This window comes from Gordonia sp. 11cp (genome assembly GCF_057767225.1).
Map to the genome: position 1 here is coordinate 2,441,594 of NZ_CM173437.1, position 17,400 is coordinate 2,458,993.

Annotated in this window: 16 protein-coding genes; 15 read left to right on the forward strand and 1 reads right to left on the reverse strand. The window is 66.5% G+C overall.

Annotated features, from left to right (window positions below):
• Position 1 precedes the first annotated feature (1 nt).
• The 15 genes from AC3B6C_RS10855 to AC3B6C_RS10925 all read left to right on the forward strand — a co-directional run bounded on the left by AC3B6C_RS10855 (position 2) and on the right by AC3B6C_RS10925 (position 16,568).
• Positions 2-1,009, forward strand: coding sequence for an MlaD family protein (locus AC3B6C_RS10855; protein WP_488375991.1), 1,008 nt, complete (start codon positions 2-4; stop codon positions 1,007-1,009).
• The gene (locus AC3B6C_RS10860) at positions 1,006-1,989 is read left to right on the forward strand and encodes an MlaD family protein (protein WP_488375992.1); all 984 of its coding nucleotides are present in this window, start codon (positions 1,006-1,008) and stop codon (positions 1,987-1,989) included. Before AC3B6C_RS10855 ends, AC3B6C_RS10860 begins: the two co-directional genes overlap by 4 nt.
• Positions 1,989-3,050 (forward strand): MlaD family protein, encoded by a 1,062-nt coding sequence (locus AC3B6C_RS10865; RefSeq protein WP_488375993.1) that lies wholly within the window; start codon positions 1,989-1,991, stop codon positions 3,048-3,050. Before AC3B6C_RS10860 ends, AC3B6C_RS10865 begins: the two co-directional genes overlap by 1 nt.
• Positions 3,047-4,060: an MlaD family protein gene (locus AC3B6C_RS10870; RefSeq protein WP_488375994.1), complete on the forward strand. Its 1,014-nt coding sequence runs from the start codon at positions 3,047-3,049 to the stop codon at positions 4,058-4,060. Before AC3B6C_RS10865 ends, AC3B6C_RS10870 begins: the two co-directional genes overlap by 4 nt.
• On the forward strand, positions 4,057-5,010 hold the full coding sequence (locus tag AC3B6C_RS10875; RefSeq protein ID WP_010844073.1) for an MlaD family protein: 954 nt from the start codon (positions 4,057-4,059) through the stop codon (positions 5,008-5,010). The genes AC3B6C_RS10870 and AC3B6C_RS10875 overlap by 4 nt, the downstream gene beginning before the upstream one ends.
• Positions 5,011-5,107: 97 nt before the next feature.
• Positions 5,108-5,893 carry a hypothetical protein gene (locus tag AC3B6C_RS10880; RefSeq protein WP_488375995.1) on the forward strand — a complete coding sequence of 262 codons (786 nt, stop codon included), beginning with the start codon at positions 5,108-5,110 and terminating at the stop codon, positions 5,891-5,893.
• A 22-nt stretch (positions 5,894-5,915) separates the two neighbouring features.
• Positions 5,916-7,004, forward strand: a complete 1,089-nt coding sequence (locus tag AC3B6C_RS10885; protein WP_488375996.1) for an ABC transporter ATP-binding protein — start codon at positions 5,916-5,918, stop codon at positions 7,002-7,004.
• Between the two features lie 109 nt (positions 7,005-7,113).
• A complete protein-coding gene (locus tag AC3B6C_RS10890) occupies positions 7,114-8,610 on the forward strand; it encodes an acetyl-CoA acetyltransferase (protein WP_488375997.1) in 1,497 nt (498 codons plus the stop codon).
• Between the two features lie 72 nt (positions 8,611-8,682).
• Positions 8,683-8,997, forward strand: a complete 315-nt coding sequence (locus tag AC3B6C_RS10895) for a hypothetical protein (RefSeq protein ID WP_010842885.1) — start codon at positions 8,683-8,685, stop codon at positions 8,995-8,997.
• Complete coding sequence (locus AC3B6C_RS10900) at positions 8,994-9,437, forward strand: Zn-ribbon domain-containing OB-fold protein (protein ID WP_488375999.1); 444 nt, start codon at positions 8,994-8,996, stop codon at positions 9,435-9,437. The genes AC3B6C_RS10895 and AC3B6C_RS10900 overlap by 4 nt, the downstream gene beginning before the upstream one ends.
• Positions 9,434-10,618 carry a thiolase C-terminal domain-containing protein gene (locus AC3B6C_RS10905; RefSeq protein WP_488376000.1) on the forward strand — a complete coding sequence of 395 codons (1,185 nt, stop codon included), beginning with the start codon at positions 9,434-9,436 and terminating at the stop codon, positions 10,616-10,618. The genes AC3B6C_RS10900 and AC3B6C_RS10905 overlap by 4 nt, the downstream gene beginning before the upstream one ends.
• A gap of 46 nt (positions 10,619-10,664) precedes the next feature.
• Positions 10,665-12,104 carry an aldehyde dehydrogenase gene (locus tag AC3B6C_RS10910; protein ID WP_488376002.1) on the forward strand — a complete coding sequence of 480 codons (1,440 nt, stop codon included), beginning with the start codon at positions 10,665-10,667 and terminating at the stop codon, positions 12,102-12,104.
• Between the two features lie 59 nt (positions 12,105-12,163).
• Positions 12,164-14,557 (forward strand): CaiB/BaiF CoA transferase family protein, encoded by a 2,394-nt coding sequence (locus AC3B6C_RS10915; protein ID WP_488376004.1) that lies wholly within the window; start codon positions 12,164-12,166, stop codon positions 14,555-14,557.
• Positions 14,554-15,540 carry a GNAT family N-acetyltransferase gene (locus tag AC3B6C_RS10920; protein WP_488376005.1) on the forward strand — a complete coding sequence of 329 codons (987 nt, stop codon included), beginning with the start codon at positions 14,554-14,556 and terminating at the stop codon, positions 15,538-15,540. Before AC3B6C_RS10915 ends, AC3B6C_RS10920 begins: the two co-directional genes overlap by 4 nt.
• A gap of 47 nt (positions 15,541-15,587) precedes the next feature.
• Complete coding sequence (locus AC3B6C_RS10925; protein WP_488376006.1) at positions 15,588-16,568, forward strand: PDR/VanB family oxidoreductase; 981 nt, start codon at positions 15,588-15,590, stop codon at positions 16,566-16,568.
• 81 nt (positions 16,569-16,649) lie between these two features.
• On the opposite strand, the gene AC3B6C_RS10930 is transcribed toward AC3B6C_RS10925, so the two are convergent.
• The gene (locus tag AC3B6C_RS10930; protein WP_055475700.1) at positions 16,650-17,309 is read right to left on the reverse strand and encodes a TetR family transcriptional regulator; all 660 of its coding nucleotides are present in this window, start codon (positions 17,307-17,309) and stop codon (positions 16,650-16,652) included.
• Positions 17,310-17,400 lie beyond the last annotated feature (91 nt).

The window sequence follows — 17,400 nt, forward strand, 5'->3', positions numbered from 1 at the left end:
GATGGCATCTCGCAGCACAGTTGTCGCCGGTGCCAAGGTCGCGGTGGTCGCAGCGGTGACGGTCATGCTGTTCGTGCTCGTCGTGAACGCCATGCGCAATCCGGTGGATGCCAGTGTGGTCACCTACCGTGCCGACTTCACCGACGCATCGGGTCTCCACGACAACGGCGACGTCCGATTCCGCGGGAAGCGGATCGGCAAGATCATCTCGGTGGACCTCGAACGCGATGACGACGGAAAACCCTACGCAAGCGTCGAGTTCACCATGGATGACAGTCAGAAACTGACGTCGACCTCGACCCTGGCGATCAAGTACCAGAATCTCACCGGCGTGCGGTATCTGGACCTGCAGCCCGGTGAGACGACGGGGCGCATGGTGAGCCATGCGACAACAGCGCAGACCGTCCCGTCCTTCGACATCACATCGCTGTTCAACGGTCTCCAGCCGGTGCTGACGACGATGAACGCCGACGAGGTCAACCAGTTCAGTGAGAACGCCATCGCCCTGCTCCAGGGTGACGGCAGTGGACTCGGGCCGATGCTGGAGAGCACGCAGAAGCTGGCGAGGTTCGCCGAGAACCGTCAGCAGCTCATCTCGACGCTGACGTCGAATCTGGCCCGTATCGCCGACACGATGGGCGGCCGGTCGCCCCAGGTCATGGGCTTCCTGGAGGCGGTCGATCTACCGATCAGCAATGCCATGACCGTGCTGGACGAGTTCGCGGTGACCGCGAGCGCCGGCCCCGCACTGTTCGAACCGATCGAGAGGCTCCTGGTGGCGCTCGGTGTCAACGAGGAATTCGACGTCGACGTGTTCCTGAAGACCACCTTCTCGTCCATCCAAGAAGCGTTGAAGTCCTTCCAGCTGATGCCGAACGCACTCGCCGGACTGCGCGGCATCGACACCCATGCATCGTTCAGCAAGCAGTGCGCCAACGGACGCGCACACATCCCGTCCGACGTCCGAATCCTGATGACCGGCAGCGAGGTGGTCCTGTGCAATCGATGAACCAGAAAGGGATTCGCAGGTTCACGTCGAACGACGGCGTACTCGGCGTGGTCGTACTCGTGGTGGTGGTGGCCCTCCTCGGCACCCTTGCGATCATCTACCTGCGCCCACCGGGCCAGAAGACGATCACCTTCGAGGTCACCGATGCGTCGGCGATCGAGACCGGTCAGGACATTCGCGTCGCGGGCATCAGCATCGGCAAGGTCTCCGAGGTGGCCCTCCAACCCGACCGGGTGAAGGTCACCGCACGGATAGACGAAGAGACCTTCGTGGGTGACCAGACGAAGATGGAGGTCCGGATGCTCACACCGGTGGGCGGATACGCGATCACCATGATCCCGCTCGGTCGCGAAGAACTGAAGTCCCCGATCCCGACCGGCCGGGTGACGGTGCCGTACTCGATCGGTGACGTGATCCAAGCCGTGCCCAGCACGACCGACACGGTCGACACCACCGAGGTCAATGCGAACCTGGATCAGGTCGCCGGCGCCCTGGACGGAAACGACACCTCGCTGCGTTCGATCGTGAACGGGCTCGAGTCGGTGACCTCAGTGTTCGACCGACAGCGCGGCCAGGTTCACCAGATCGCCTCTCTCGCCTCCGAATACCTGCAGACGTTCAACGGCAACCGGGAGTTCGTCTTCGAGCTGATCCGCAAGATCGACATGGTCGTGAGCACCTACCACGTGAACTCCGCGGGCTTCAACTACGCCTACAAACTGTTCGCGAACGTCCTCATGAAGCTGGCCCCGTTCATGCGGTTCTACCTCAACCACAGTGAACTGGTCTCCACTCACGTGAACCAGATGAAAGACACGATCATCCGCCTGCAACAACAACTCGGGCCGGCCATCGACGGTCTGGTGGCGACGCGGAAGAAGCTGGCGCAGTGGATAACACCCGAAGGCATGCGGCAGGTCGGGGGCGGCACCCTGTGGACCGAGAACGTGTGCATCCCCATCCCCGGAAGGAACTGCTGATGAGAGCGATCGTTGGCTCCTCGAAACGGCGGCTCGCCATCTCGCTGGGGACCGTGGTGGTGTTGCTCGGCGTGATCACCACGATCGGATTGACGTCGGCAGGCGCCACCGGCGTCGACGACAGTGCGCCCGGCGGTGACGGGTTCTGCGTCGACATCGCGGACACGATCGGTCTGTACGAGGGAAACCCGGTGACACAGATGGGCATCCGGGTCGGAACCATCGATCGGATAGAGAGCCGAGGTGACCATGTACGGGTCACCTTCGCCCTCGATCCCGGTCGCACGTACCCAGCAGACGTCAAGGCGGTGACCAGATCCAAGTCGCTGCTGGCCGACCGGAGTCTGGAGCTGGTGGGCAACTACACCGGTGGACCGGCCCTCGAGGAGGGTACGTGCGTGGGCGTGGAGAACTCGTTCACCCCCAAGAGCATCTCCGAGGTCGCCGCGTCGGCATCGGACTTCCTGAAATCGCTGTCCGACAACGGTGGCGACGACCTCGAGACGGCTCTCGACGGCGCCGACCGAGCTTTTGCCGGGACCGGCCCGCAGGCGGCACGGATGTTCGAGAACGCGGCCCGCGCGGCGCAGAATCCCGACGCATTCGTCGCCGACATCGGTTCGTCCATCAGGGACATGGCACCGCTGACCGACGACGCCGTGAAGAACTGGGATCAGATCATGTCGATCATGAACCAGATGCCCTCGGTCACCCAGCTCGGTACGACCCTGTTCTACGACGTCGCGAGGTTCTGCCGAGGGATCGGTTGGACGATCGCGCTGATGTACGACATCCAGCGCAATTACGGCGAGGACATCCTGTGGCCGCTGCTCCACGGACCGGTGGAGGACATCATCGCCTACGGCGCACAGCGGGCTCCCGAACTCGGGCAACTCGTGGCCATGACACCGTCGGTCGCCGCCGCCATGCGCGAACAGGAGTCGGTCTCGGGCGCGCTCTCGGTGCCTTATGTGGCGCCGAAGATCGACGTCGGGGGCGGCAAGTCGGCACCTGTCAACGCACTGTCCATCCTGTTGCAGAAGGCAGGTCTCCAGAAATGATCGGTAGACGAACCGTGCTCGGTCTGGCCGCGATGCTCGCACTCGTGGTCGGGCTCACCGGCTGTTCGGCGCTGAGTCCCAACCGGCTGCCGTCGGTGAAGAGCAGTGTGCCGCTGGACTATCAGGTGACACTCCAGTTCGCGAGTGTGCTCAATTTGCCGGACGGGGCCGACGTCATGATGAACGGCATCCAGGTCGGCCGGGTGCAATCCACCGAGACCACCGACGATGGCGTCGACGTGGTGGTCGGACTGACCGACGACCGCCCGGTCCCCGCGGATTCCTCGGCGATCATCCGGCAGAACACGCCGCTCGGCGACACCTACCTGGCATTGCAACCGCCGGCGGGAGGCGGTGGTGAGCTGCTGCGCGACGGCAGCGTCATCCCGAGCGACCGTACGATATCGCCGCCGCCTCTCGAGGACACCATCGCTGTCCTCGCGTACTTCATCAACGGCGGCAGCATCCAGAAGGTCCAGGACACCATGGCGACGCTGAACCGCACGATGCCGCCGGTCAAGGACGTGCGCAAGATCGCGAGCACGGTGTCGAAGGACCTCGACGATCTCTCGCGCAACACCGGGCAACTGGACCGCACACTGAACAGCCTGAACGCGGTCGCCGGGTCCTTCTCCGACAGCCGGAACGAGATCGAGAACGTGTTCTCCGAGCAGGCCGAGCACTATTGGAAGACGGTGTCCTACTCGCTGGTTCGCCACATCAGCACCCTCCTGCCCTCGGTGGGGTCGGTGTTCACCGGCGGCCTGTTCCTCGTACCGCTGCTGAACTCGACGGCCGATGCCGCCGAGGCCGGTCGTGGGATGTGGGACCAGGCGCCCGCGACCGGGACGGCGATGGCGAAGTTCCTGGAGGACACGCTCATCCCGTTCGCGAAGAGGCCGTCGGTCAACATCGCCTCGGTGCAGGCCCCCTCGGTGCAGGCGGCCGGCAAGAAGGAACTGCTGGGCGACGCGAAGATGCTGCTGCGCATGTTGGGAGCGATCCGATGATCACCAAGACCAGGGTCTCGGTGGTGGCCATGCTGGCCATCGCGGGGCTGTCGATCGCCTACATACTCAGTGTCGGACTGCACGTGAACTCGCCCTCGGCCCGGCACGCGACCATCACGGTGCCCGACACGAACGGGATCCTCGTGGGTTCCCGAGTTCTGTTGCGCGGCATCGAGGTCGGTCATGTCACCGAGATCTCGCAGTCCTCGCGCGGCGCCGAGATCACCTGGAACTACGACGAGACGGAGAACATCCCCGTCGAGAGCAACTTCCGCGTGGACAATCTCTCGGCGCTCGGGGAGGCCTATGTCGCGGTGATGCCGACGACGTCCGGCGGTCCCTACCTGGCCGACAACGCCTACATCGAGGGCGAGAACGTCTCCAACGCGGCCACTTTCAAGGACCTGTCCGAACAGGTCACCGAAGTGCTCGGACAAACCGATCCGGACAAGGTCCAGCGTGTGTTCGCCGAGCTCGACATGGGACTGCCCGACGGGATCGAGGTCATCGAGGACCTCAACAAGGTGGGACGTCTGCTGACAGCCGAGTTCACGGCTCGTGCTGACGAACTGACCACGTTGCTGGCCACGATGCAGCCGCTGCTCATGCGCTCGGAGGCGATCCCGGGGCTGATGCGCGCGACAACGCCGCACCTGGCCGGCTTCGGAATCGGTTTCGCCGAACTGGAGTCGGGCGTCAAGGACGCCATCGACTGGAGTGGGCCGATGTACACGGGTATCACCCAGGGGGCGACGCCACTCGTCGCGGCCTTGCAGAAGTTCCTCGACGACAGCGGTGCGGACCTCAAGATCATCGGTGACAACCTGTTACCCGCCACCCGGTCGGGTGCGGCAGCGCTGCGGACCGTCGACGTCGGCAGGGTACTGGACAACGTGATCAACGCGACCGATTCCGGGGCAGTGGAGATCCGCATCCCGGCAGGGGGGTGACGGTGACCGACCCCGCAAGAGCGAGCGGGATTCCCTCAGCGGACGTGACAAACGTTCCGACACAAGCCAACCAGCAGAGATCGACAGGAGATCGGCGATGACGAAGACCATCACTTCCGACACGGACACCGAGGCCGACAAGACCGAGGCCGACAAGAACGAGAACACGACGCCGGCAGACTCGGGGACTACCGAGAAGGCCGTCGGCGAGGACACCGGCTCGACCGCGGCGGAGCGCAGCGAACGCACGCCGGACAAGAAGCCTGCCGGCCGGTCGGTGTCGTTGAGATCCATCGTGATCGGTGCCGTCGCGGTGCTCGTCATCGCTGCAGTGGCGCTGTTGGGTTGGCAGTGGAAGAGCGCGTCGGACGAGGTCGGTCGATTGGAGGCGACCGCGGCCGACAATGCTGCGGCCGAGAAGGTCGCGCTGGACTACGCCACCGGCGCCGCCGACATGAGCTTCGAGAACCCCGACGAGTGGCGGACCCTGCTCACCAAGGGCACGTCCCCCGAACTCTCGGAACGACTTCGGCGTGCGTCGACCCAGATGGAACAGCTGCTGCGCCCGCTGCAGTGGTCCTCGACGGCGCAGCCGATCGCGGCCAAGGTCGAATCGGTCGACGGCAACACGTACCAGGTCGTCGCTTTCGTCAACGTGCAGACGAAGAACGTCCAGGCCCCGTCGGGAATCGAGTCCACCGCGACCTACCGGGTGACTCTCGACAAGAGCCAGAACTGGCTGATCACCGCGATCAGCAGCACGGGATCGAATCTGGATGCCGAGACCCCGGGAAATGAAGCTCCCGGCGGCGAACCGTCGATCCCCGGGAATCCGCCCGCCGGGCAACCCGCACCCGCCGACCCGCCGGTCCCGGGCAACTGACGACGAGATCTGGAGGAAGACAATGGGTGTTGAGGTCAGTGTCGAGGGGCTCACGAAGTCGTTCGGTTCGCAGAACATTTGGCGTGATGTGTCGCTGACCCTGCCGGAGGGGGAGGTTTCGGCGCTGCTGGGTCCTTCGGGTACCGGTAAGTCGGTGTTTTTGAAGACGTTGATCGGTTTGCTGCATCCCGAGCAGGGGTCGGTGATCATCGATGGCACCGACATCACGCAGTGTTCGGCCAAGGAGCTCTATGAGATCCGCAAGCTGTTCGGTGTGTTGTTCCAGGATGGTGCGCTGTTCGGGTCGATGAGTTTGTTCGACAACATCGCGTTCCCGCTTCGTGAGCACACGAAGAAGAAGGAGAACGAGGTCCGCGACATCGTGATGGAGAAGATCGACTTGGTCGGTCTGACCGGTGCCGAGGACAAGCTTCCCGGTGAGATCTCCGGCGGTATGCGCAAGCGTGCCGGTCTGGCGCGGGCGTTGGTGCTGGATCCGCAGATCATTCTGTGTGATGAGCCGGACTCGGGTCTGGATCCGGTGCGTACGGCCTATATCAGCCAGTTGTTGATCGACATCAATGCGCAGATCGATGCGACGATTTTGATCGTGACGCACAACATCAACATCGCGCGGACGATTCCGGACAACATCGGCATGTTGTTCCGCAAGGAGTTGGTGATGTTCGGTCCGCGTGAGCAGTTGCTGACCTCGGAACAGCCGGTGGTCAAGCAGTTCCTCTCCGGTGATCGGTTCGGTCCGATCGGTATGTCCGAGGAGAAGGACGAGGCTCTGGTGGCCCAGGAGGCCGCGATGGCGGCCGCGGGTATCTCCGGCGGTGGTACCAAGGAGGACTTCACCGAGATCATCCCGCAGGTGCAGCCCAATCCCGGTATGCCCGAACGCAAGGCGATGGCCCGTCACCGCGAACGCGTACACGCGATGCTGCCCGACCTGCCGCCGAGTGCCCAGGAGGCGATCCGGCGCAGCCAGGAACAAGAAGACCAGATCCGCGGTGAGAACCGTGCGCACGCCGCCGACGTCGCGAGCCGCCGACGAGACGATCGGGTCTGGCAGGACGCACCCACCGAGGTGCTCCCGCGCGTCTGACGCCATCCGGCCGCAATCCACGAGGGGTGGATTGCGGCCGGTAATCTATTGAAGTTAGATTTGACGTGACGGTCGCCCGCCGTCTCGTCGAACTGGAGGCAGGCCCCTGATGACCATCGATCCCCGCACGCCCGTCCTCGTCGGTGGTGGACAGATCACCGCTCGCGACGGCGGCGTCGAGCCGGTCGACCTGATCGCACGTGCGGCGCGCGAGGCGGCTGCCGAAGCGGGGACGATGCGCCTCCTGGAACTGATCGACTCCGTCCGCGTGGTCGGCCTGCTCTCGTGGCGCTATCGCGACCCCGGTGCCCTGGTGGCCGAACGGATCGGAGCACATCCACGGCACACCGGATACACCGGGAACGGTGGGAGTACGCCACAGGTGCTGGTCAACGGCGCTGCCGAAGACATCGCCGCGGGCCGCGCCGATGTGGTCCTCATCGGCGGTGGCGAGGCCTGGCGTACGCGGATGAAACTCCGCGCCAGAGGGGAACGGCCGGAATGGACGCGACAGGACGACTCGACCCCGTCCGCGCCGATCATCGTCCCGGATGTACCCATGGAGGCCGAGAGCGAGCGGCGGATCGGGCTGGACCGGCCGTCCTTTGTCTACCCGCTGTTCGAGCAGGCTCTGCGCATCGGGGCCGGCAGGAGCATCGCGGACCACGAGAAGGTGCTCGGCGAGCTGTGGTCGTCGTTCAGCGAGGTGGCCGCCGGCAATCCGCACGCGTGGACACAGCGGAACTACGCGGCGGAGGAGATCGTGACCCCGACCGACGCCAACCGTCTGATCGCTTCTCCTTACCCGAAGTTGCTGAACTCCAACAACATGGTCGATCAGGGTGCGGCGTTGCTGATGTGCTCCGTCGAGACCGCGCAGCGCCTGGGGGTGCCGACCTCGTCCTGGGTCTTCCCGCACAGCGGGACGGAGTCCAAGGACACCGACGCGGTCGCGGCGCGTCCCGCGCTCGACGGTTCGGCGCCGATCCGGATCGGCGCCGCCCGGGCGCTCGAACTCGCGGGGGTCGGAATCGGCGACATCGAGCACCTCGACATCTACTCGTGCTTCCCCTCGGCCGTCCAGGTCGCCGCTGCCGAGATCGGGGTTCCGACAGATGATCCCGGTCGTCCGCTGACGTGCACCGGTGGGCTCACCTTCGCAGGCGGTCCGTGGAACAACTACAGCACGCACGCGATCGCCACGGTGGCCACTCGGCTGCGCCGGTCGCCCGGCACCTTCGGCATGGTGACCGCGAACAGCGGCTACCTGACCAAACACGCCTTCGGCGTGTACTCGACCGAGCCGCCCGCCGCCGGCTTCCGTCGGCACGACGTCACCGAAGCGGTGCATCGGGTATGGGCAGGTGCCGAGCGGCCGGTCGAGGTGGTCGATTCCCACGAGGGTGTCGCCGAACTCGAGACCTGGACCGTCGCTTATGACCGCACCGGCGTTCCCGAGCGGGCGTTCGTCGCCGGTCGCGTTCCCGGTGACGGTCGCACCCTGGCGGTGGTCACCGATACCGGTGACCTGGATGAACTCGCGAGCACCGAGGCGCAGGGGCGACGCGTGCGCATCGCCGCCGACGGCTCCGCGCATCTCGATTGACGACATATAACTAACGCCGTAAGGTTTATGGCGATGACGACGAACAGTGATCCGGCGGTGAGGAGAGACACGATGAGCGAACTGGATGACTTCCGGGCGCGCTACGAGCGGCACGTCGGCCATGTGGTCGACGGAGACATGAAAGCCGCGGTGGCCGAGATGATCCAAGAGAACATCCCGGCGGTCTTCGACGGCGTCGACGTCCCGCGCGGGGCGGTGGACGGGCACCGGATCGTCGGCGTCCGGGCCGACGGCGACCGCATGATCGGGGAGACGGTCTACACCACGGAGGGGCGCGAGATCGGCCTGCGCTCGATCTGGGAGCGTCGGGACGGCGAATGGCTCGCCGGAGCCCTGGAGAACTTCGCACCCGAGTCGGTGCGATGACCGCCGTCGACGTTCCCTGGGGGCCCGCCGCGGGCGGGCTGGATCAGCCGTACTGGGACGGGCTGACCGAGCGCGAGTTGCGCCTGCAGCGCTGCCGCAGCTGCTCGACCTGGATCTGGAGCCCCCAGTCGGTGTGCGGCAACTGCCACTCGCTCGACATAGGCTGGGAGGCAGTCGAACCCGTCGGCACGATCTACAGTTGGAGCCGAAGCTGGTATCCCTACATCCAGGAGCTGTCCGACCGGCTGCCGTATGTCAGCGTGCTCGTCGAACTGGACAACGCGGGTGCTCGGCGCGTCCTCGGCCTGCTGACCGACGATCCCGAACGCACTCCACACATCGGCGATCGCGTCGTCGGGGTCTTCGAGGAACGCGACGGTGAACCGTGGCCGCTTCTCCGTTGGCAACGGGCCGAGTCGAACGACGGGGGGCGTAGATGAGCAACGGAATCCGTGGTGGCGCCGCAGTCGTCGGTGTCTCCGAGGCGCACTACAAGCGCGGGCAGTCGCCGTTCACCGAACAGCAGATGACGATCCGGGCGATCCTCGACGCCTGCACCGACGCCGGAGTCTCACCCCGCGAGATCGACGGATTTGTCTCGTACGCAGGCGGTTCCAATGACGGGCCGATCCTCGGCGCGGCGCTGATGATCGACGAGCTGCGCTGGTCGAACATGATGTGGGGTGGCGGCGGCGGAAGTGTGGCGGCCGCGATCACCAACGCGGCCGTCGCCATCGCGTCGGGTCAGGCGCAGTGCGTCGTCGTGTACCGCGCGATGTCGCAGGCCGACACCGGGCGCCTCGGATACGCCAAGTACCACTACGGATCTCACTTCCTCGCACACGGTGTGGGGTCGCCGGCCCAGATCTGCGCCATGCGCACCCAGCGCATGCTGGAGCACGACGGTGTGCCCCGCTCGGCGATGCGTTCGCTGGTGCTGGCCGCGTATCAGCACGCGCAGCAGAACCCGACTGCGCAGGGCCACGGCAAGCCGCTGGACGAGGAGACCTACGAGTCCTCGCGGCTCATCGCCGAGCCCTTCCATCTCTACGACTGCTCGCGGGAGAGCGACGGTGCCGTCGCGCTGGTCCTCGTCGGCGCCGACCGTGCACGGGATCTCCGTCGTGACCCGGCGTTTGTGCTGGCCGGTGCGCAAGGAGCGCCGGGCGGCTTCTGCGAACGGGTCGACAACGACGCACAGTATTCGACGGCCGGTTTCGGTCCGGCGAACAACGGACAACCCGGTGTCGCCGAACGTCTCTGGGCGGCGGCGGGCCTCGGACCCGACGACGTCGACGTGGTCCAGGTGTACGAGAACTTCAGTGGTCCGGCGGTCGCCGCGCTGATCGATCACCGGTTGTGCCCACCCGGCGAGGCGGCCGGCACCGTGATGACGGTCGACAATCTGACCGCCCCACACGGGAAGTTGCCGGTGAACACCAGCGGGGGCAATCTCGCGGACTCGTTCATCAACGGACTGAATCTGGCTGTCGAGGCCGTCCGGCAGATCCGGGGCACGTCCACCAACCAGGTGGCCGAGGCGCGGACGTCGTTGTTCATCGGTGGGCCGATGGCGCCGCTCGTGAGCTCGGTGCTGTTCGGCCACGCCGACACCGTCTAGCGGCGACCGGCACCACCTCCGTCACTACATCTGATCGGGAGAAGACATGTTGGAGCGAGACGCTCTGTTCATCGGTGGACAGTGGACACCGACAGAGTCGGGCATGGGGTACGACGTCATCGAGGCGGCCACCGAGAAGCCGCTGGGCAGAAGCGCGCTGGCCGGCCCGGCCGACATCGATCGTGCGGTCGCCGCGGCGCGGTCTGCGCTGTCGGGACCATGGCGGTCGATGGGTCCGGGGGAGCGAGCCGATGTCCTCGACCGGTTCGCCGCCGCTCTGACCTCACGCGGGCGCGACACCGCCCAGCTGGTCAGCCGGGAGAACGGCATGCCCATCGCGTTGTCGAAGTCGGTCAACGGGTACGGCCCGGCGGCGATGCTCACGTACTACGCGAACCTGATCCGCGCCACCGGCACCGAGGACGTGCGCCCGAGCGCCTTCGGTGGACGCACCGTCGTCCGGCGTGAACCGGTCGGAGTGGTCGCGGCGATCACCCCGTGGAACTACCCTCAGCCGCTGGCGGCGATGAAGATCGCGCCGGCCCTCGCGGCGGGTTGCACGATCGTGCTCAAACCCGCACCGGAGACCGCACTGGATGCCTTCGTCTTCGCCGACGCGGCACTGGAAGCGGGTGTCCCTGACGGGGTGCTGAATGTCGTTCCGGCCGAACGCGAAGCGGGTGCCTACCTGGTCCGGCATCCCGGCGTCGACAAGGTGGCGTTCACGGGTTCGACGGCCGCGGGGCGGGCCATCGGCGAGGTCTGCGGTGCTCTGCTGCGCCCGGTGACGCTCGAGCTCGGCGGCAAATCCGCGGCCATCGTGGCCGAGGACGCCGATCTCGACGAGTTCAGCCGGCACCTGCTCGAGGTCTCGCTGGTCAACAACGGCCAGACCTGCCACGCGAGCACCCGGATTCTCGCACCGCGCTCGCGGTATGCCGAGGTCCTGGACGCCGTCACCGAGACGGTCCGGGCTCTGCCGGTGGGGGACCCGCTCGACAAGTCGACCGCCATCGGACCGCTCGTCAGCGCGGCGCAGCGCGACCGGGTGCTCGGCCATGTGGAGGCGGGACGCGCAGCCGGATACCGCATCACCACCGGCGGCGGCGTCCCCGGCGGTCAGCCACAGGGTTGGTTCGTCGAGCCGACGGTCTTCGCCGACGTGGACAACTCCGCGTCGATCGCACAGGAGGAGATCTTCGGTCCGGTCCTCACCGTCACCGAGTACACCGACGAGGACGATGCCGTCCGCATCGCCAACGACTCCGTGTACGGGCTCGGCGGGACGGTCTGGACGACGGATGAATCCCGCGGGCTGGCGATCGCGGACCGGATCAGCACCGGGACGGTCGGAGTCAACTACTACGCACTCGATCTCGCGGCGCCCTTCGGCGGCGTCAAGGCGTCGGGACTCGGCAGGGAACTCGGCCCCGAGGGCCTGACGCCGTATGTGTCCACCAAATCGGTGTACTTCGGTACGCGCTGAACCCGGCCGCAGAAGACACAGCCCTCTGCTGCGGCACAAGTACTTTCGACAGGAGTGACATGAACGGTCTGCCTCTCACAGGTGTCCGGGTCGTCGACGTGACCGACGGCCTCGGTGAATCGTGCGGCCGTCTTCTCGCCGACCTCGGTGCCGAGGTGGTCCGCGTCGAACGGCCGGGCGGTTCGCGTTCGCGTCACGCGGAACCGGTCGAGGCGGGGATCAGCATCCCGTTCGCGCTCAACAACGCGAACAAGAACCTCGTGATCCTCGACCTCGACTCCGAGGCCGGACGATCCCGATTCCGCGAGTTGGTCGGCGGCGCCGACATACTCGTCGAGACCATGTCCGCCGGGAGCGGGATCGAGCCCGCGGATCTCCGCGAGGAGAATCCCGCGCTCGTCGTGGTCACGGTGAGCGGATTCGGACTGACCGGACCCTACCGCGACTGGGCGGCCACTGAGTCGGTGATCTACGCGATGAGCGGTGTGCTGTCGCGGTCGGGCGAACCCGGTCGCGATCCGCTCCTGCCGCCGGCCGGTCTCGTCGAGCAGTCGGTGGGCGTGCACGCCGCGTGGTCGGCACTCCTGGCGTTCTACTATCGCATCCGCACCGGCAGCGGACAACTCGTCGACATCTCCGCCTTCGAGGCGGTGGTGCACGGATTCGATCCCGGGTTCGGCGTCCAGGGTTCGGCGGCGGCCGGACGGCGCGACGACTTCCCGCGGGACCGGCCCGACGCGGCCAACTTCTACCCCGTCCTGCGCTGCGCGGACGGGCAGGTGCGAATCTGTCTGCTCGCCAAACGCCAGTGGCGCGCCATGTTCGCCTGGCTGGGTGAACCCGAGGAGTTCGCCGACCCCGTGTACGACACGATCCCCGCGCGATTCGCCGCCGCCGACCGGTTGCACCCGCTGATCGAGGAGATGTTCGCCGCCCACACCCGCGACGAGCTCGTCGCCGAAGGCGCCGCGCGCGGTATCCCGATCGGCGGGGTCCTGCGCATCGGCGAAGTCCTCGACAACGAACACTTCAGCGCCGCGGGAACCCTCATCGACGCCGAGATCGCACCCGGTGTCGATGCGCGGATCCCCTCCGGCTATGCGTCGATCGGCGGACACCGGGCGGGATTCCGGCATCGGGCTCCGGTCGCGGACGCGGGTGCCGACGAGTACACCTGGTCGACGAACGCCGAGGCCTGGCGTCGCGCGGACGACCTGGGAGAGCCGGGGTCACACCCGTTCGCCGGGCTGCGCGTGCTCGACCTCGGCGTCGTGGTGTTCGGGGCCGAACTCGGCAGGCAGTTCGCCGACCACGGTGCGGACGTGATCAAGGTCGAGAACCGCGAGTTCCCCGACGGTCTGCGCCAGTCGAAGCGACCGAACTCCCTGTCCCCGTCGGTGGCATGGGGTCATCGCAACCGTCGATCGCTCGGACTGAATCTGCGGACGGATGCGGGCAAGGAACTGTTCCGGAAGCTGGCGGCCGACGCCGATGTGGTGCTCGCGAACTTCAAACCCGGGACCCTCGACGCGATGGGAATCGGTTACGACGAACTCCGACAGGTCAATCCGCGGATCATCGTCTCCGAGGGAAGCGCCTTCGGGAGTGTCGGACCGTGGAACACCAGGCTCGGCTACGGACCTCTTGTCCGTGCCGCCTGCGGGGTCTCGGCCCTCTGGCGCTACTCCGATGACGACACCGGCCTGAGTGACGGTTCCACCGTGTACCCCGACCACATCGGTGGGCAGGTGAGCGCGGTGACCGTTCTCGCCGCGCTGATCGCGAGAGCCTCGCGCGGCCAGGGCGCCGACATCGAGATCGCGCAGGCCGACACGGCCCTCGTCGCCCTCGGCAGCCAGCTCGCACGCGAGTCCCTGGCCGCGGGATCGGTGTCGGCCGTCGGCAACAGCGATCCATTCGCCTCGCCGGCCGGCGTCTATCCCTGTGCCGGAGAGGACGAATGGATTGCCGTCACGGTCCGCGATGACAGCGAATGGCGGAGCCTGGCACGCGTGATCGGCCGTGAGGATCTGGCCGACGACCCGCGGTTCCGTACCGTCGATGCGCGGATCGACAACCGCACCGAGGCCGACAAGGTGCTGACCGGCTGGCTCGCCGACCGGACACCCACCGAGGCGATGACCGCCCTTCAGAAAGCCGGCGTGCCCGCAGGCGCGATGCTCCGCTTGCCCGAGTTGCTCACCGACCCACATCTTCTCGAACGGAACGCCTACTCGCAGCTCGAGCATCCGCTGCTCTCCGGGCCGCTGCCCACGGCGGTGCGGGTCGCCAGATTCACCTCGATCCCGGACGCGCCACTGCGTCCGGCGCCGGCCCCGGGTGCCGACACATGCGAGATCGCCCTCGAAATACTCGGACTCGATGAGGCCGAACTCGGCGCGCTCGTCGCCGATGGTGTCCTCCAGCCCACGGACGGGAATGCACAGCGATGATCACCTACGACTGGCGTCCCGAACTGACCGGCGCGGAGCTCGACGAGGTCCTCCAACTCGTCTCCGACGCCGCGGAATACGACGAGGAAGCGGGGTTCTCGTCGATCGACGCCGACACCGTGCGCGGGACCGGTGGAAACGCTGGAACCGTCGCGCACCTGCCGATCAAGGCCCGCCGCGACCTCAGCCCGCTCGAGGATGTCCCGATGGTCATCGTGGCCTACCTTCATCTGTCGGTCGACGCCGACGGAGTGGGCACGGTGTCCTACGTCGTCCACCCGGACTACCGTTCACGCGGGATCACGACACTGCTGGTGGAGGAGATCGGCCTGGAGGTGACCCGGGCTGACGGGTGGGAACAAACCGGTGCCAACGCGCTTCGGTGTTGGGCATACGCCACCCATCCGGCATCGGGCAGGCTGACAAGGCGATTCGGGATTCCCGCGGTGAGCAGGCAGTGGACCCTTGCTCGGCACCTGGCCGGTCCGTTTGCACTCCCTCTCGACGAGACCGGGGTACCGGACCGGGTCACCCTCGCCGAACCGCGTGACCTCGCGGCCGACGATCCCGAGATCGGCCGGGTCGTGTCGGCTGCGCAGCTGCCCGAACGGCACCACGACCGTGTGTCCGCCGACCTCCGTCGTGGTGGCGGGACCGTCATCGAAGCGCGGGATGAAGGCGGTGACGTCCTCGGATTCGTCTGGTACACCACCGAACACCGTCTGCATCTCGAACTGCGGACCGCGCCCGTCCACGCGCTCGTCCTGTCGGAGAAGGCACGCGGTCTCGGACTCGGGACGACGCTGCTGACAGCAGCGCTGGTCCGGCAACGTGATTCGGGAATCCAGTTCTCCCAGTTGCGGATCAATCCAGACGATGCCGGTGCGGTGCGGATGTGCCGTCTGCTCGCCTTCGAGCAAGAGGACGTGCACTCCTGCTATCAGGTCGGAACCAGTACGAGCCCGCCGCCGGCGTTCCGATGAGCGCCGTCCGTGCCGGCCGACAGCCGTTGTGAGGATGGGAAATCCGAATGAGTGAGGGTCTGACCGCCACCGAGTTCCCCGGCGATGCCAAGTTACGCGTCGCCGCGAAACAGGTGGAGGCCGAGGGGGTCGTGTCGCTCACGCTGGTCGATCCCGACGGGAACCCGCTGCCCTCCTGGGAACCCGGCGCGCACCTCGACCTCATTCTGGGCGATGATCTGATCCGTCAGTATTCGCTGTGCGGCGACGTGACCGACCGGGACCTACTGCGGGTCGCCGTTCTGCGTGAACCCGCCGGCCGGGGTGGTTCGGCGCGCGTGCACGACGAACTGACGGTGGGGGATCTGGTCGCGGTCAAGGGACCGCGCAACAACTTCCCACTCGTGGAGGCGGATTCGTATCTCTTCGTCGCCGGCGGGATCGGGATCACCCCACTCGCACCGATGATCGCCGAGGTCGACGCCCGGGGTGTGGAATGGACGCTGCTGTTCGGCGGCCGGACAGCATCCGGGATGGCCTTCGCCGAGACGCTCGCGCAACAGTATCCGGATCACGTCCGTCTCCGGCCCCAGGATGAATACGGCTTGCTCGACCTCGGATCCGCGATCGCCGAGGTGCCGCCGGGAACGGCGGTGTACTGCTGTGGTCCCGAACCTCTTCTCGCGGCCATCGAGGCGGCGTGCGCCACCCGGTCGGACATCGAACTCCACGTGGAGCGATTCGCGCCCAAGACCGTTGTGGACGATAGTGATTCGACAGATGAGGCGTTCGAGGTCGTGTTGGGGCGCAGTGGGCGGACGGTGACCGTGTCCGCCGGCGAGTCGGTGCTCGACGCGTTGCTCGAGGATGGCGTGGACGTCGACTTCTCGTGCCGCGAGGGCACTTGCGGCACCTGCGAGCAGGGCGTTCTCGAGGGCGTGCCGGACCATCGCGACTCGGTGCTGTCCGAGGATGAGCAGGACGCGAACGACTGCATGATGGTCTGTGTATCCCGTAGTTGCACAACGAGACTGGTGCTCGACCTGTGACCGTCGATCTATGACTGTCGGCCGGTGACTGTGGAGCGGTGGCCGTCGAGGGGTGGGGTTTCGTGGCGCCCCCCGTTGTGGTCATCCCGCGGCGGCGGCCTCCACATCAGGTGCCGGCAGGTCGTGGTCACGGATGATCCCGTGCAGGAAGCTGCGAACGATCGCCTCGAAGAGCTGGCGCTGGGTGAGGTCGTTGCTCGACAACGCCTGCGCCAGAAGGGGTTGCGACTCCGCGGAGACATTCGGGAAGATCGCCGACTTGGGGCGCGGTGGCCGCATCGCTTCCATTAGGACCGCGCCGATCGAGAGGGTCTCCATGCCGTCGAGGATGCGGACGTGCAGGTCCACTGGGACGCCGGAGTCGAGCAGGAACTGGGCGGTGTCCTCGTAGGTCGAGGTGAACAGATCGCGCGGGAGATGTTGCAGCAGGACCGGGGCCGCGTTGCGGTGGCGCAGGATCGACTGTCGGAAGTTCAGCGCCAGGGCGACGAAGAACTCCGGCCAGTCGGGTCCGGGGTTCATCCGCGGTCGTCGGACCGCGGTGCCGGCGATGTAGCGCGCGACCTCGGTGAGGATCTCGTTCTTGTCGTCGAAGTGATGATAGAGCGACGGTGCTCGGACCCCGAGATGCTTCGCGAGCCGCGGCAGGCTGAACGCGTCGAGTCCCTCGGAGTCGATGATGTCGATGGACGCCATCACGGCTGCCTTGCGACTGATCAACGGCTTGGACGGCCGTGCCATGTCCCACCTCTCGACGCTGCCTGAACGGACCTAACAAGAGTAGTTTCAGGCGCGGTGGATGTCCATGTGGGCGAGCCGTTTCGATGGTCTC